The sequence below is a fragment of the Pseudomonas leptonychotis genome, assembly GCF_004920405.1.
Classification (GTDB): Bacteria; Pseudomonadota; Gammaproteobacteria; order Pseudomonadales; family Pseudomonadaceae; genus Aquipseudomonas; species Aquipseudomonas leptonychotis.
Genome location: NZ_RFLV01000003.1, coordinates 316732 through 332822 on the forward strand (window position 1 = coordinate 316732; position 16091 = coordinate 332822).

11 protein-coding genes are annotated in these 16091 nt (G+C 61.2%); 4 read left to right on the forward strand and 7 right to left on the reverse strand.

The genetic code is table 11. The features are described 5' to 3' along the window. From D8779_RS15795 to D8779_RS15825, 7 genes are all read right to left on the reverse strand, one after another. On the reverse strand, positions 1 to 4545 hold the full coding sequence (locus tag D8779_RS15795) for an alpha-2-macroglobulin family protein (RefSeq protein WP_240789753.1): 4545 nt from the start codon (positions 4543 to 4545) through the stop codon (positions 1 to 3). After that, entirely contained in the window at positions 4542 to 5180 is a 639-nt protein-coding gene (locus tag D8779_RS15800; protein ID WP_136665448.1) for a DUF1175 domain-containing protein, read from the reverse strand. The genes D8779_RS15795 and D8779_RS15800 overlap by 4 nt, the downstream gene beginning before the upstream one ends. Then, complete coding sequence (locus tag D8779_RS15805; protein ID WP_136665449.1) at positions 5177 to 6985, reverse strand: DUF2138 domain-containing protein; 1809 nt, start codon at positions 6983 to 6985, stop codon at positions 5177 to 5179. The genes D8779_RS15800 and D8779_RS15805 overlap by 4 nt, the downstream gene beginning before the upstream one ends. Before the next feature lie 37 nt (positions 6986 to 7022). After that, complete coding sequence (locus tag D8779_RS15810; protein WP_136665450.1) at positions 7023 to 7811, reverse strand: YfaP family protein; 789 nt, start codon at positions 7809 to 7811, stop codon at positions 7023 to 7025. A gap of 165 nt (positions 7812 to 7976) precedes the next feature. After that, positions 7977 to 8918 (reverse strand): AEC family transporter, encoded by a 942-nt coding sequence (locus D8779_RS15815; protein ID WP_136665451.1) that lies wholly within the window; start codon positions 8916 to 8918, stop codon positions 7977 to 7979. Between the two features lie 225 nt (positions 8919 to 9143). Beyond that, positions 9144 to 9704, reverse strand: coding sequence for a response regulator transcription factor (locus tag D8779_RS15820; RefSeq protein WP_136665452.1), 561 nt, complete (start codon positions 9702 to 9704; stop codon positions 9144 to 9146). A gap of 12 nt (positions 9705 to 9716) precedes the next feature. After that, entirely contained in the window at positions 9717 to 10970 is a 1254-nt protein-coding gene (locus D8779_RS15825; RefSeq protein ID WP_136665453.1) for an ATP-binding protein, read from the reverse strand. A gap of 219 nt (positions 10971 to 11189) precedes the next feature. On the opposite strand from D8779_RS15825, the gene D8779_RS15830 reads away from it, so the two are divergent. From D8779_RS15830 to D8779_RS15845, 4 genes are all read left to right on the forward strand, one after another. Further along, positions 11190 to 11903, forward strand: a complete 714-nt coding sequence (locus tag D8779_RS15830) for an SIMPL domain-containing protein (protein ID WP_136665454.1) — start codon at positions 11190 to 11192, stop codon at positions 11901 to 11903. Positions 11904 to 12126: 223 nt separating this feature from the next. Beyond that, the gene (locus D8779_RS15835; RefSeq protein ID WP_136665455.1) at positions 12127 to 13725 is read left to right on the forward strand and encodes an ABC transporter substrate-binding protein; all 1599 of its coding nucleotides are present in this window, start codon (positions 12127 to 12129) and stop codon (positions 13723 to 13725) included. Between the two features lie 285 nt (positions 13726 to 14010). After that, positions 14011 to 15021: an ABC transporter permease subunit gene (locus D8779_RS15840; RefSeq protein ID WP_136665456.1), complete on the forward strand. Its 1011-nt coding sequence runs from the start codon at positions 14011 to 14013 to the stop codon at positions 15019 to 15021. 152 nt (positions 15022 to 15173) lie between these two features. After that, positions 15174 to 16085 (forward strand): ABC transporter permease subunit, encoded by a 912-nt coding sequence (locus D8779_RS15845; protein WP_136665457.1) that lies wholly within the window; start codon positions 15174 to 15176, stop codon positions 16083 to 16085. Positions 16086 to 16091: the final 6 nt, after the last annotated feature.

Consider the following 16091-nt stretch of genomic DNA (forward strand, 5'->3'; position numbering starts at 1 on the left):
TTATTTGACCTGCAACTCAGTCAATGCCGGCTTCTGCTCAACGGCCTGCTGCTGCGGGTCGTATAGGCGCACATAACGCGCCGGCGGGAGGTGAAACTGGCCTTTCTGCGAAAACCGCACCAGGTGGCGCAGCTGCACCGTGCCTTGCAGGCTGTCGAGTGGCACCGCGTAGAGCATCTGCCCCGGCTCGTGACGTGCCTTCTCCAGCGGCGCAGCCTCAGCCGAGCCCAAACCGCTGACCTGAATACCCCACGTGGTACGTTCGACATCGGCGCCCGGAGGCAGTGGCACTTCCAGCAGCCCATAACGATAGGCATGCTCGGCGTCGCCTTGCAGAGTCACCTCATCGAGATACAGCTCAGCGCTGGACAACGGACCGTCACCCACCGCCTCAACGCTGAAACTGAAGGCCTTCTCACCCGGCACCAGACGCAGCAAACGGCGGCTAACCTGCACCGGCAGCTCGCCGCTCGGCGCGGCGGCGCTGTCGAAGCTGAGCGAGGCTTGCACAGTGCCGCTCTGTTCGGTCGGTACCAGCAGCGCGGTAGGTGGTTCCTGGCCTTGCCATTGCCACCAGCTCTCGCCGGTCGCGCCCTGCTGGGCCAGCCAGCCGGCACCCGGCGCTGGCAGTGCGAGCACCGGTGTCTGCTCGATGCGGTTGTGCAGCCAGGTCAGAGCCAGCGCCCGCTCCAGGGTCGCTTGCTCTGGTGTCAGGCGCTGCAACAGGGCGTTGACCTGCGCCGAATCGGGTTGGCCATGGGCCTGACGCAGCGCAGCGGCGAACGGGTGAGTGCTGCTCACCACACGCTGGCGAGCGTCGTCCAGATCGGCAACGAAGGCCGCCGGCAGGCTGACCTTGGTCGTCGTCGCCAGATCGGCGGCGAGCACCCGCGCCAATGCCAGGCCGAGCGTCGAGTTGGGCGCGGCCATCACCACGCTGGTCATACCGGCATCATCCAGGCTCACCTCATCACCCTCGCCGGCTTGGCTCAGGTTAGTCAGTAGACCTTCCAGCAGGCTATTTACCGGTAACTGCATCTCGCGAGCAAAATCGAGAATCAGTGCGCGCTGCAGCAAAGGTGTAGCCGTCGCTTGCTTGGCGTAAACCTCCAACACCCGTTGCCAGTGCTCAGGCGGTAGGCTGATGCCTAACGCGCGACTGGCATGCCAATCGGCGTAATAGGCGTAGGCGGTGAGAAAAGCATCCGCCTCGCCGTCTTCGCCCCACCAGGTGAACGCGGCTTCCGGACCGGCCATCTGTACTAGGCGCAGCCGGCTGTTTTGCATGATCAAACGCAGGCGCTCGCCGATGCGGGCTTCTTCCTTGGCCAGGACCGGGTAGGCCAGGCTCAGCGGCAGCAAGCGGCTGGCCGTTTGTTCGACGCTGCCATAGGGGTACTCGAGCAAATCGTCGAGGGCCGCGCGAAACAGCGCTTGCGAGCTCGCGTCTAAACGCAGGCGAATAGCCGTGGCATCGGCCGGCAGGCTCAGGGGATTGCTGCCCGGGCTCAGGCTCAAGCTCTGCGAGTGCAAACGTTGCCAGCCTTCGCCGACGACGCGCAGGGGCACGGCAAGGGCATCCACCGGCTTGCCGTCCTGCACCAGCTCAGCGCTCCACTCCCCGGCCACCAGACTGGCAGGCGGCAACGCTAGGTAGTTCACGCCCGTTTCCAGCTCGACCGACTGGCGTTGCTCCTGGCCGGCATAGCGGGTAACCAGTTCGGCTTGAGCACTCTCGTTGCCCTGGTTGAAGGCGAACAGGCCCAGCTGCGGCTGGTCACCGGCGCGGAACAGGGTCGGCCCACTCCATTTCAGGTACAGCGGCTTTTCCGAGCGGATGAAGTGCTTGCGCTGCCCCACTTCGCCAGCCTCATTGACTGCGCGCACGGTGATGCGCCAGCGGGTCAGTGAGTCCGGCATGCGGAAGGTCAAACGCGCTTTACCTTCGGCATCGGTGACCAGGTCAGGCTGCCAGGCGGCGGTGTCGACTTCCTCACGGCGCGGCCGCTCCAGCACCTTTACCCCTCGCTCGCTGCGGTTGGCCCGCCCCGGTGCGGTTGGGCTACCCGGCAGTGCCACGTCATAACTAATAAACGACAAACTGGCGCTGGTGCGCACGTTATTGCGCCGCGGGTGATAAAAAAACTGGTCGATGCCCGGTGCGATTTCCGGCTGCAGGGCATAGATCATCTCGTCCACCACGCTGACAGTCAGGCGTGTGGCGACCGGCTTGCCCTGGAACTGGGTGGCCAGATCGAGCGTCACGGTGTCCCCCGGTTGATAGCGCTCCTGATCTGCATTGATCGCGATTTCCAACTGCGGCTTGGCTACCTTGATCCCTGCGTTTTGGAAGCTGTAATCACCGCCCTTGGTGTAAAGCACGGAAAACGTCAGGTTGGGCGCAAAGTGATCGTCGACCGTTATGCGCACGCGGTATTGGGTGTCGTTGAGCTTCTCCAGCTTGAGCCAATCGCCGCCCGTGGACAGCAGCGCGGTGGCTTCAACTTGGTCGCGCTCCAAGGTCAGCAGCGCATCACTCACCGGCTCGGGGAAGGTGATCAGTGCCACCGCTTCGGCGCCGGCCTGATACTCGTCCTGGTCGAACAAGACTTCTACGGTGCCCGCTACCGCCTTAACGCCATCACCACTGACCGAGTGGCCGGTGGCCCCAAGGATCAGGCCATGCTTGTCCTTAAGCGTGATGCTGTAAGTACCGGGACGTTCGAAGTTGAGGCTGAAACCTGCTGCGTCGTCGTCCAAGCTGGCGCTCTGCTGGCTCTGGTCCTCCAGACGCACCCACTCATAGCGGGCCGGTTTGAGTTCAGTCGCTTGCTCGCTGCTGTAGGTGAACGACACCGCATCGCCCGCCGTGCTGAAGCGCGTTGGCGCCTCCAAACGATAACGTGCAGCGCCGCGCTCAATAAGGATTTCCTTGCTGACCTTGACCCTATAAGCAGCACCGTCGCTGGCAAATACCGTAAGCAGGTAACGGCTTGGCTTGTCCGCCGCCGGCAGGTCGAGTTCGGCACGCCCCTGGCCATCGGTGGTCAGCTCGGCACTGCTGAGTTCTACGGGGAATTGACCGAGATACTGCAACTCGTTGTCGATCATCGACAGCTGCTGGGCACGTAGGCTCAATTGCAGGCGGGCATTTTTCACCGGTTTGCCGTCCGGGTAGAGCAGCACCAGCTTGCCGCTGACTTTCTCGCCAGTACGGAAATCCGCCTTGTTCAGATCAAGGGCGATTTCGAAGTGCGGCTTGATGTAGTCCGCAACGCGAAAGGCGCTGCTGTAGAGCTGGTCGCGGTAGCTGAAACGCAGTTCGTAGCCACCGGCCACGGCGTTGTCAGGCAACTGGAAACGACTCTGGGTTCCCGCCAGGCTGTCGAGGGTCAGGTCGAGGTTTTGCAACACCGTGCCCGTGGCATCCAGCACGCTGAGTTTAAGCGCTGCGGTCTGTGCGACCACAGAGTCGCGGGCATTCTTGAACTCACGACCGACTATTTTTACTTCCACCCAGTCGCCGGGGCGATACAACGGGCGGTCGGTAAAGGCGTAGAGCTTGGTGTCGTAGATTTCGCTGTCGTAATAAAAATTCTCGGAGACGAATACACCGCCTTCGCTGTCTTCGCCGAGCACGTAAGAGCGCTCCGGACTGGCGTGCGTCAGGCGCAGCAGGCCTTGCTCGTCGGTGCTACCGCTGCTCATCACGCCCAAGCCGTCACTCCACAGCACCTTGGCCCCCGCCACCGCGCCGCCTTGCTGTTTGTGCGCAGTCCAGACCAGCAGTTGGTTGCCGGCGATCTTGCTCACCGCCACGGTGTTGGAAACGAATACCACGGTGGTCGCACGGTACTTACCCACCAACGCTTCAACCAGATACAGCCCCGGCTTGAGCTTGCCCAAGGGGATATACACGTTGCCCGGATTGACGCTGATAAAGGAGCTGGATGAGCCGGCCAGCTCGACGCCCTCAGGCGGCTGAATCGGCTTGGCATCCCACAGCGGGTAGCGAAACTGGGCGATAAGCGGCAACCCTTTGATCGGCGCAAACTGCGGCTGCGCCTCGAATGGGGTCGGCGCCCTGATTGCGTCGCCCATTTTCAGCTCCGGCGCTTCCTCGGTAACGTGCTTGCGCGACTCATAGGAAAAGGCGCGCTGCATCACCCGACGCGACTTGCGGTACCAGCTATCCCACAGGTAGCTCAGGGTATTGGACAGCCCCTCACCCTTGAACTCGCCTTCGGCCATTACCCGGTGCAAATTCTTCTGCCGCTTGAGAAAGTCCAACGGCTGGTCGATGCGGTACACACGCATATCGACCCCGCCGTAGGGTTCCATCATGTAACGTCGATAGTCGCGCCCCGGTGCCTCTAGGCGCACCTGAGCCACTTCGTCGCTGGCGAAACTGGCATCAGCAAGCAGAAAGAACGACTGCCCGGCCACCGGCGCATAGCCGCTCGGTTCCACGCTGTCGTCGGCCTGGCTGACACCCAGAGGCAGCAGACTGAGCAGCAGCACGATGCAGCTAGCGCGCGCCTTCATCGACTGAGAAAGTGCAGCCGATAGACGCCGATAAAGTTGGGGTTGGATGCGTCGGGTATCCATCGGGTGTCCTTCCATGTCATGAGTTGTTGCAGGCTCACTGAGCGCATGCCGTTGTCTGTTTGGGTGCTGGTACCGGTGTGATAGGCAATGTGACGGCCCATCCAGATCATCAGGTGCTGGTCGTCACCCTGATCAAAGAACATCAGGTCGCCGGGACGCGCCTGATTGAGATCACGCCCAACAAACTGACTGTTGAACTGGATCAGCTTGATCGCGTTGACGTAAGGGCCGCTCTGCCCGCCGCCCTGCTGCCACTGCTGGGCGAGCTGGCGCTGGGCAGCGCTCAGTTCCAGCTCCGGCGGTAAATAACGATTGGACAGGCCATTGGCGCGCAGCCACTTGGCGTCGTGCACCTTGAGCGCCTCGTTGGCGGCAAAGCGCACCAGGCTCGCACAATCCTGTTGCTGCCACCGTGGGCTAGGACCTTGGCGCAACTGTTCCTGGGCGATACGCACAAACCAGGCGCGAAACACCTGGGACTGCTGCGCATCCAGCGCCGGAGCTGTCTGAGCCAGCAACACCTGACTGCACAGCAGCAAGCCGGCGAGCAAGGGGAAATAGCGTGCTTTCACAGGGCGCGCCACTGCAGCGGTAGCCACTGCCAGGCGCTATCCGGCTCGCTGCCAGCCGGCAGGGTCAGGGCGTACTTGCCATGCTCGGAAAGCGCCCGCAGCTTGGGCAGTAAGTTGTTTTGCGCGGCGTTGCGAAACACCGGCTCCATGTCTTCCGGCAGGCTCTCTAGGGTCTCGCGCTCTAGCAATGCGGCCAAACTCTGCGGCGCAAGGTAGGCCGGCACCAACGCATCCTTGGGCAGCACGTCGGCCAGCGGCGGGAAGCGCTTATCCAACGTACTCAGAGCCTTGGATACCAGGCGGTCGTCCAGCGAGAACAGCAGGGTCGAACCGTGCCGCGCCAGGCTGACGCGAAAATAGCCACGGGCGGCCAGCGCATCGGGCTGAGCGGCTTGGCTGGCGGGGTACTGGCCGAAGTTGGAGCCCACGTCGCGCTGCCACTGATGCACGGTGCCCCGCTCACTGCTTTCGACCGGGAAGACCCCACCGTCGGCATTAGCCTCCCAAGCACCGATCAGGCTGCCGAATAACTTACCCAATTCGGCATCGGTCTGCGCACTGGCTTCGCCCTTGAGCGTTCCGACTAGTAACGGCGAGTGCAGCCGCGACTCGGCGTACCAGCACAGGCCAGCCGTACCGCTGAGCTGGCTGCCCAGCTCGGCGGAGACCTTGGCTTCAGTCCCCACCTTGTTTAACAACCGCTCGGGCACAGCCGCAGCCACTGGCAGGGCGACGCAGGCGCTGGCCCCCATGGGCATAGCGCGCCATACCGGACTGAAGTCGAACGCGGCTTGATCCTCAACCTCATTCAGGGCCAGGAAGCTGTGCCAGCCCTGCTCGTCCATCTCGAAACGTAAACCTGCAAAGGCCGGAATAAAACGCTGATAACCAAGGCCAAGAAAATCCGAACTGAGGGTGACGCGCTGGCTCAGTGAGGCGCGGGCGTCCAGGCCGAAGCGCTCAGGAAAAGGGTGCAGACCGGTAAGCAGGGCTTCAAGCGTGTCGGTCGAAACCTTCGCCAGTAACGGCTCACTGGGCACTGGAGCGGCAACCTCGGTCTCATCCGGTTCCGGGGCCACAGCGTCCGCACTCATAGCGGCCGCTGCGCTAGACGCCAGCTCAGGCTCGGGCTCTGCAGCGAACAACATATCGGCGCTGGACAGCAGTAACAGCTGATCGCCATGGGAGGCGAAGACCAGCGAGCGGTCGTTGTTGTAGCGCAAGCGGTAGAAAGGCACCGCGCTGCCATCGACAATAAATTCGCCTGCCTGGCTCAACTGGCTATCGTCCAGCGCCACTTTGGCCAACGGCTCTAATGCCTTGGCCAAACCGCCACGCTCAATTATCACCAAGAAGTGCTTGAGTCGCCCGCCAGCATCACGCCACAAGGCCACCTCGGCCGGCTGATCAAGCAACTCATCGAGCAGGTTGTCGCGCAACTGCAAGTCATGCTCATAGATGATGCGCCGCAGACTGCCCGTCAGGCCTAAGCGGTCGGCATTGGTCTCGTAATAGAACACCAAGTCCTCGGTGAGGGTGTCGCGCAACAAAGGCACGGCCAGCAGATCCTTGGGCAACCGACTGAGCGAGGCGCTTTCGATCAGTACATCCGGGCGCGCCAGGTCCAAGCCGAGCAGGTTCGCCTCAGCCAATTGGCGAGTCGCCTGCTGACCCTGCCACAACCAACCGAAAACCCCAGCCGCCGCCACGGGCAACACCACTGCCAGGGCAAGCAGTAACGGAGGCAAGCGTCGGAGAACCGGTACGTCTGCGCCGGCAGCAGCAGGTGTGGTGTTTTCGCTCATGTCTACAAACCTCGGTTCATCCCCGCACAGGGAACATTCAATAGTTGAAAGACTTGATCAGCAGCAGATCACCAATGGTGCGCAGCGGCACCACAAACGTCTCGCGCTTTTCATTGACGGTGTTCTCGTTGAACACCAGGCTGATCTGCGAGGTAATCACCTCGTTGAGGTTGCTGCCGGCCTGGAAGTTGTAGCCCTGACTGTTCAGGTTGCCCCAGTAATTCACGTAAATCAGGTAGGTGCCATGCAGCGGCGCGGTCATGGTGAACATTTCCGGACCGGGGCCATCCACACTGTCGACATCCAGCCCGCCGCCATTGCTCATCACCGGGTCGGCCCAGAAAGCATGCTGGCCATCAGGGGTGACCACGTGCAAGTCGAGCTCGGCCTGTGGGTCATCCCAGCCGAGCACGATGCGCACCCGGGCCGGGGTCTTCAGCGTGTTGGCTTCATAAAACTGGATGCGCCGCAGCGGCTGACCATTGGCACGTAGCTCAACGCTATTAGAGCCGGCAGCGAAGTTATACGGGCGGGCAAAGCGCCCTTCGGCGTCGGTATAGAGGGGCAGCGGGTTGCCGTTGACTGCCAGCTTATGGGGCTGGCGCAAACCTTGGGTACCCGTGAGTTTGCCTTCGATCATGCTGCGGTTGCGTTGCGCACCACGGTCAATCGGCGGCGTCGGGTAAGCGACGCGAGCATTCTCGGTGCGGTCGAGCAGGCCGGAATAACGCCAACCCGAGGTAGGGCCTTCCAGGCTGGCCGTGGGCTCGGCCAGGGCCATCGATGCAGGCAGCGCCAGGCACAAGAGCGACAACAGGCTGCGCATGATTTAGTCCTTTAAATAGGCGCGAAGGCGCGCAGGGTAGCGTCTTGTACCCCCCCTGACAATCGCAGCCGGTGACGGCCCTCTGAAGTTTCAGAGTGGCTCACATTTAACCCGGTTGCGTATTGCCTGGAGCCATAACCGCCGACTCCCGGCTCGCTCTTTTACTTAGATCCAACCGACCCACTGCAGGACCAACAACCCGAGGTTGGTGCTGACCACCGATGCCAAGGTGGTGATCACAATAATCGCGGCCGCCAACTGAGCGTTACCACCGACCGCCTTGGCCATGACAAAGCTGGCCGCCGCCGTTGGGCTGACAAAATAAAGAAACAGAATGCCCAGATCAGCACCGCGAAAACCGCACAACCCGGCGCCTAGCGTGGCCAGCAACGGCAACCAGAACACTTTCATCAGGCTGGAACTGACGGCCACGCCGCTGCCTTGGCGCAAAGAGTCCAGGGTTAACGTGGCGCCAATGCAAATCAACGCGAGCGGCAGGCTCATCTGCGCAAAGTAACCGCCGGAGGTCAGCAGCCAAGCCGGCAGTGGGATTTGCCACGCGGCAAACGGAATCGCCAATAACACACCGACGATCAAGGGATTAGTGGCAATGCTTTTGCTCAGGCTCCAGACATCGGTCTTGGCCTGCGGGCTATACATAGCCAGGATGATGGCCGACAGCACGTTGTAACTGAGGATCACCACACCGCCGAGCACCGCCCCCACCGACAGCCCGTAATCGCCGTACATGCTGGTCGCCAAGGCTAAGCCGACAATGCCGTTATTGCCGCGAAAAGCGCCTTGGGTGTAGATACCGCGATCCGCCTCGGGGCAGCGTAAAACCGACCAGCCCCAGGCCAGCAAAAAGCAGCCCAGCGTGGCCAGGACAAAATACAACAGCAGCGCCGGCTGTAAGGCGGTACTTAGATCGGCCTTGATGATCCCAAGAAACAGCAGGGTCGGCAGGGTGCCGCGAAATACCAGCGTCGACGCGGTGTTGATAAAACCCGTATCAATCAGCCCGAAACGTTTGAGGGCCACGCCGAGAAACAGCATGGAAAATACGGGGGCCGTAACGCTGATGGTTTGCTGAACAACGGCGAGCATGACAGCCCCTGGCAACTACTTAGATAGGGCGCTAATGATAGCAAGGCCGCCCCGCGAAAAGCTTTCAGCAACCTTTCATGCGGGAAAAAACGCCGGAAATTATTTTTAACGTCGCACAGCGGCGGCCCGCAGCGTGGCTGCCATGAATGGCAGGCCACAAAAACAACCTTTAGAGCCTGCCCTTAAGCCAGCAGAGCCGACGCGCCGCAGAGCGTAAGCGGATGCTTAACGCCGAACCGGACGTTTCTGCAACTTGCGCTGTAAGGTGCGCCGGTGCATGCCCAGGGCGCGCGCCGTGGCGGAGATATTGCCTTCATGCTCGCTGAGTACGCGTTGAATATGCTCCCACTGCAGACGGTCCACCGACATCGGGTTTTCCGGCACCAGGGTGTCCAAGTCGGCATGCTGAGTCAGCAGTGCGGCCAGCACATCGTCGGCATCGGCCGGCTTGCACAGGTAGTTGCAGGCGCCGCGCTTGATCGCCTCCACGGCGGTGGCAATGCTCGAATAACCGGTAAGGATCACCACGCGCATCTCGGCGTCCAACTCCAGCAACTTGGGCAGCAGCACCAGGCCTGAGTCACCTTCCATTTTCAGATCCAGCACGGCGTAATCCGGCATGTCTTGCTCGGCAATGGCCAAACCCTCGTCCGCCGAACCGGCAGTGGAAACTCGCAAGCCTCGGCGGCTCATGGCGCGTGCCATGACGCGGGTAAACGTGGGGTCGTCATCGACCAGCAGCAGGTGCGGTTGTTCTTCGCCTTCGAACAGCACTTCATCGCTCATTCGGGTATTTCCTTAAGCTCGGCCATAGGCGCGCGGCAACTTCAGCTCAGTGAGCGTGCCGCCTTCTTCGTGGTTATACAGTTTAACGGTGCCGCCGGCACGGGTGACGCTGGCCTGGCTGAGGAACAAGCCCAGACCAAAGCCTTTGCCCTTGGTGGTAAAGAACGGTCGCCCCAGCTGCTCGGCAATTGCCAGCGGCACACCGTCGCCAAAATCCCGAATGCTCAGGCGCAGCCATTGGTGATCCCAGTCCAGGCGAATGTCCAGTTTGTCCGGGCAGGCATCAGCAGCGTTGTTGAGCAGGTTGAGCAGCGCCTGAGTCAGATCAGCTGGCGGCATCATCCGTGGCGGCGCACCTCGCCCTAAGCATTGATAGCGGTAACTGGCTTCCGGGCGCATCAGGTGCCAGCGATTGAGCGCAGCCTCCAGCCACTCCACCGACGACAGCTCGACCACCGCCTGACGCCGATCCGCCTCGGCGGCGCGCACCAGATGCTGCAGGGTTTCCTTGCATAACTTGACCTGTTCCTGCAGCACCGCCAGATCCTCTTGCAGGGTCGGTTCTTGGTGCTCGCGGCGCAGCTCCTTGATCAGCACACTCATGGTCGCCAGCGGAGTGCCCAATTCGTGGGCGGCGCCGGCAGCCTGGGTTGCCACAGCGAGCAGCTGTTGGTCACGCAGGCCTTCTTCACGGCGCTCGGCGCGCAGCTCTTCTTGGTGACGCAGCTCTTCGGCCATTTTCGCGACGAAGAAGGTGATCAAACCGGCAGCCAAGGCAAAGCTCAGCCACATACCGTAAATCAGCAGGCTTTCGCGCGGCCCCTGCGGTAAATCCAGCGGGTGCGACCAGATCAACAAAAAGGTGTAACCGCCCAACGCCAGCCCCGACAGGGTGATGGTGTAAAGCCAAGGCAGGATCGCCGCAGCAATGGTCAGCGGCACTAGGTAATAGGAAACGAAGGGGTTGGTCGAGCCACCCGAGTAGTACAGCAGCAGGCTGTGGATAATCAGGTCGCAACCCAGCTGCACCGCATATTCCTGCTCAGTCACCGGCCAGGGCCCGCGCAAGCGCAGCGCAGTCAGCAAACACAGCACCAGGGAAATCCCGAGGGTGACGCTCAGTTCCAGCCAGGGCAGCGGCAGTGCCCCGGACTTGTAGGCCAAGCCCACAGAACCGGCCTGCGCCGCCAGCACCAGAATGCGGATCAGGGTCAGGCGCCAGAGGTTTTGCCGACTCGCCGACAGTAGCTGCACAGGTGCGAGCATAAAATCTCCAAGATGCTCCAAGGTGCCCATCGAGTGGGCTACAGGAGTATAACCAAGCGTCTGCGCCGCCAACTGCGGCAACACGCCGCAGCCGCAGGAGCGCCATCCACAAACCGGGAAAAATTCTGGAACCGGATTTAACCCGACCAGTCAGATAGTTACGTCTACCCTCTGGAAAGCCGCGCATAACCCATGCGCCCACCACATAAAGGAATTGTCATGCTGCCATTGTCCCGCCTCGCCACCGCTCTGCTGCTGAGCGCCACCACCCTGTTGAGCGCCACGGCCATGGCCGAAGAGGCCCGCTACAACCAAGTCGCGCTGCGCGCCGAGGTCAATCAGGAAATCGCCCACGACCTGATGCACGTCACCCTCTACAGCGAAGCTCAAGACAGCGACCCAGCCGCCCTCGCCGCACAGATCAGCAAAACCCTCAACGCCAGCATCGCCCAGGCACGCCAGGTCAAAGGCGTCAGCGTCGCGTCCGGCAGCCGTAACAGCTACCCGGTGTACGACGATAAAGGCCAGAAAATCACCGCCTGGCGCGAGCGCGCCGAATTGCGTTTGGAAAGCGCCGACTTCAGCGCCCTGTCCAAGCTCACCGGAGAGATGCTGCAAACCCTGAAAATGGGCGGCATGAACTTCAGCATCGCCGATGACACCCGCAAGACCCACGAAGATGCCCTGCTCAAGGATGCCGTCACCGCCTTCAAAGCTCGTGCCCAGCTTGCGACTGAAGCCCTGGGTGGCAGCGGTTACAAGCTGGTCAGCCTGAATCTCAACAGCGGTGGTTTCCAGCGCCCCATGCCGATGCGGATGGAAGCGATGAAAGGCGCTGCGATGATGGATGCGGCGGTGACACCGGAGATCGAAGCCGGCACCAGCCAGGTCAACATCAACGCCGATGGGGTGATTGAAGTGCAGATGCCGTGAAAACTGCTACAAACAGAAGCAGCGCCGTTATCAGACGATAGCGGCGCTTTGCCATGTTTTCCCCGCACAGTTATAAAAATGCGACAACAACATACCGCAGCACCGTCATTCCGGCTCTCACTGCGACATGCCCCTTGCCTCCGGCACACGCCCTGCATAGCTTCTCCCAAGGTCTCCATAAGAGGCCCCTCAGGATCACAACCATAATAACCATGAGGTCACTATGCGTAAGAACGCCATCATCCAGGCTTTACTCGCCGCTGGGCTGATCGCCAGCACCCCGCTTGCCAGCGCCGCCGGCAACCTGGTGTTTTGCTCCGAAGGCAGCCCCGCTGGGTTCGACCCAGGCCTGTACACCACCGGCACCGACTTCGATGCTGCTGCCGAAACCGTGTTTAACCGCTTGAGCCAATTCGAGCGCGGCGGTACCGCTGTAATCCCTGGCCTGGCCGAGAAGTGGGACATCAGCGAAGACGGTTTGAGCTACACCTTTCACTTACGCCCGAACGTGAAATTTCATACCACCGAGTACTTCACGCCGAGCCGCAGCTTTAACGCCGATGACGTGCTGTTCACCTTCCAGCGCATGCTCGACAAAGATCACCCCTTCCGCAAAGCCTACCCGTCGGAATTCCCCTATTTCACCGACATGGGTATGGACGCCAACATCGCCAAGATCGAAAAACTCGACGACATGACCGTCAAGTTCAGCCTCAACGAAGTTGACGCCGCCTTTATCCAGAACCTGGCGATGAGCTTCGCCTCGATCCAGTCCGCCGAATATGCCGATAGCCTGCTCAAGGCCGGCAAAGCCGCCGACATCAACCAGAAGCCGATTGGCACCGGCCCGTTCGTATTCAGCCGCTACCAGAAAGATGCGGTGATTCGCTTCAAAGGCAACAAGGAGTATTGGCAGCCCGACGAGGTCAAGCTCGACAACCTGATTTTTGCCATCAACACCGACGCCTCAGTGCGCATGCAGAAACTCAAGGCCGGCGAATGCCAGGTCACCCTGTTCCCCCGCCCGGCGGATTTGGATGCACTGAAAAAAGACCCGAATCTGGATATGCCCGAGCAGGCCGGGTTCAACGTCGGCTATATCGCCTACAACGTCACCCACCCGCCCTTCGACAAACTCGAAGTGCGCCAGGCCATGGACATGGCGGTGAACAAGCAGGGCATCATCGATGCGGTGTACCAGAGCGCCGGTCAGCTGGCGGTCAATGGCATGCCACCTACTCAGTGGTCCTATGACGACAGCATCAAAGACCCCGCCTACAACCCGGAAAAAGCCAAGGAACTGCTCAAGGCCGCCGGCGTCAAGGAAGGCACCGAAATCACCCTGTGGGCCATGCCCGTGCAGCGCCCGTACAACCCCAACGCCAAGCTGATGGCCGAAATGCTGCAAAGCGACTGGGCCAAGGTCGGTATCAAGGCCAAGATCGTCAGCTACGAATGGGGCGAATACCTCAAGCGCGCCAAAGCCGGCGAGCATGACGCCATGCTGATCGGCTGGAGCGGCGATAACGGTGACCCGGACAACTGGCTGGGCACCCTGTACGGCTGCGACGCAGTAGACGGCAACAACTTCTCCAAGTGGTGTGATGCCGACTACGACAAGCTGGTAAAAGCCGCCAAGCGTGTGACTGACACTGCCGAACGCACCGAGCTGTATAAGCAAGCCCAGGTGATTCTCAAGCGTGAAGTACCGATCACCCCGATCGCCCACTCCACGGTTTACCAGCCGATGAGCAAGAAGGTCGTGGACTTCAAGATCAGTCCGTTCGCGCTGAACTCCTTCTACGGCGTCGGCGTCAAGTAACAGCAGCCCTCAACCATGCTGGCGAGCGGTTTATCCAACCGCTCGCCAGCCGGGCAACGGCAGCCTACCCGGCCACCGCTTGCACGCTGCGTAAAACCCGAGGATTGCGTTAATGCCTGCACCTATCTGGCTACGTCCAACCGGCTGGCTCGCCGTTGCCTACCGCGTCCTACCTGCAAAGCGCACGCTCGCCTGGCACCCAGGTGCCGAGCCACACGCCGCCCTACAACAGCGCCAGGCCATGCAGCCCCGCGCACGCCTACCCTTGATGGAGCACTGACTCGCATGCTGGCTTTTATTGCTCGCCGCCTGGGGCTGCTGATCCCCACCTTTTTCGGCGTCACCCTGCTGACCTTCGCGCTGATTCGTATGATCCCCGGCGACCCCGTGGAAGTAATGATGGGCGAACGTCGCGTTGACCCGGTGATGCACGCCGAGGCCATGGAGCGCCTGGGCCTGAACAAACCGCTGTACGCACAATATTTCGACTACATCGGCCAGTTGGCTCAGGGCGACCTGGGTGAGTCGTTGCGCACCCGCGAAAGCGTATGGCGCGAATTCATCACCCTTTTTCCCGCCACCCTGGAATTGTCCTTGGCCGCCCTGCTGTTCGCCGGCACGCTCGGCCTGATCGCTGGCGTGATAGCCGCCCTCAAACGCGGCTCCTTGTTCGATCATGGCGTGATGGGCATTTCACTGGCCGGCTACTCCATGCCGATTTTCTGGTGGGGCCTGTTGCTGATCATGTTCTTCTCGGTGTGGTTGGGTTGGACGCCAGTGTCCGGGCGTATCGACCTGCTCTACGACATTCCACCCGTCACTGGGTTTATGTTGATCGACACCCTGCTGGCCGACGAACCCGGCGCGTTTACTGATGCGCTGCACCACCTGATTCTGCCGGCCATTGTGCTCGGTACCATTCCCTTGGCGGTGATTGCCCGCATGACCCGCTCAGCCATGCTTGAAGTGCTGCGCGAAGACTATGTACGCACTGCCCGCGCCAAAGGCCTGTCGCCGGCGCGCGTGGTGTTCGTGCATGGCCTGCGCAATGCGCTGATTCCGGTACTCACGGTGTTCGGCCTGCAAATCGGCGCGCTGTTAGCCGGCGCGGTGCTGACTGAAACCATCTTCTCTTGGCCCGGTATCGGCAAATGGCTGATCGAGTCGATCGGCGCGCGTGATTACCCGGTGGTGCAGAACGGCATTCTGCTGATCGCCTGCCTGGTGATCCTGGTCAACTTCGTCGTGGATATTCTCTACGGCCTGGCCAATCCCCGCATCCGCCATCAGCGCTAAGAACCTGCTCATGGCCTGCTGCGCGTCGGCGATACCGCGTCAAAACCAGCTTCGGAATGCTCATGTGCAACAGCACACTCCGCTTCCTCAGCTACTTTTTCCTTGTCTCGCGCTAGCTCGCGAGGCCATGCACAGGTTCTACGGAGCCCACTATGACCACTGAAACCCTAAACGCCGGCCTCGACCAATCGCTGCTCTACCCATCGCCACTCAAGGAGTTCTGGCAAGCCTTCGCTCACAACAAGGGCGCGGTTGCCGGGCTGTTGTTTATGATCGTGCTGGTGATCTGCGCGCTGTTCGCGCCGTGGATTGCGCCACACGACCCTAGCGAACAATTCCGCGACTTTATGCTGACCCCGCCCGCCTGGCTGGAGGGTGGCCAGTTGCAGTTTTTACTGGGCACCGATGAAGTCGGCCGTGACCTGCTCTCGCGGCTGATCCACGGCGCACGCCTGTCGCTGTTGATCGGCCTGGCCTCGGTACTGATGTCGCTGATACCCGGCATTTTTATGGGGCTGATTGCGGGGTTCTTTCCGCGCCTGCTGGGCCCGTCGATCATGCGCCTGATGGACATCATGCTGGCCCTGCCATCCTTGCTGCTGGCAGTGGCTATCGTCGCCATCCTCGGCCCAGGGCTGATCAACACCATCTTCGCTATCGCCATCGTCTCACTGCCATCTTATGTGCGCCTAACCCGCGCGGCGGTCATGAGCGAACTGAACCGCGATTACGTCACGGCGGCACGCCTGGTTGGCGCCAGCCTGCCGCGACTGATGTTTATCACCGTGCTGCCCAACTGCATGGCGCCGCTGATCGTACAGGCCACCTTGAGTTTTTCCTCGGCGATTCTCGATGCCGCAGCCCTGGGTTTTCTCGGCCTTGGCGTACAACCGCCGACGCCTGAGTGGGGCACCATGCTGGCCTCGGCGCGCGACTATATCGAGCGCGCCTGGTGGGTGGTCAGCCTGCCGGGCCTGACCATTCTGCTCAGTGTGTTGGCAATCAATCTAATGGGCGACGGGCTGCGTGATGCACTCGACCCGAAACTCAAGAATGCGCAGTGAGGAACC

Excerpts from the sequence above, each read along its gene's own strand:
- D8779_RS15830 (WP_136665454.1), top strand. The coding sequence starts at position 11,190 with ATGCTGCCATTGTCCCGCCTCGCCACCGCTCTGCTGCTGAGCGCCACC.
- D8779_RS15805 (WP_136665449.1), bottom strand. The coding sequence starts at position 6,985 with ATGAGCGAAAACACCACACCTGCTGCTGCCGGCGCAGACGTACCGGTT.
- D8779_RS15815 (WP_136665451.1), bottom strand. The coding sequence starts at position 8,918 with ATGCTCGCCGTTGTTCAGCAAACCATCAGCGTTACGGCCCCCGTATTT.
- D8779_RS15840 (WP_136665456.1), top strand. The coding sequence starts at position 14,011 with ATGCTGGCTTTTATTGCTCGCCGCCTGGGGCTGCTGATCCCCACCTTT.
- D8779_RS15810 (WP_136665450.1), bottom strand. The coding sequence starts at position 7,811 with ATGCGCAGCCTGTTGTCGCTCTTGTGCCTGGCGCTGCCTGCATCGATG.
- D8779_RS15825 (WP_136665453.1), bottom strand. The coding sequence starts at position 10,970 with ATGCTCGCACCTGTGCAGCTACTGTCGGCGAGTCGGCAAAACCTCTGG.
- D8779_RS15795 (WP_240789753.1), bottom strand. The coding sequence starts at position 4,545 with ATGAAGGCGCGCGCTAGCTGCATCGTGCTGCTGCTCAGTCTGCTGCCT.
- D8779_RS15845 (WP_136665457.1), top strand. The coding sequence starts at position 15,174 with ATGACCACTGAAACCCTAAACGCCGGCCTCGACCAATCGCTGCTCTAC.
- D8779_RS15820 (WP_136665452.1), bottom strand. The coding sequence starts at position 9,704 with ATGAGCGATGAAGTGCTGTTCGAAGGCGAAGAACAACCGCACCTGCTG.
- D8779_RS15835 (WP_136665455.1), top strand. The coding sequence starts at position 12,127 with ATGCGTAAGAACGCCATCATCCAGGCTTTACTCGCCGCTGGGCTGATC.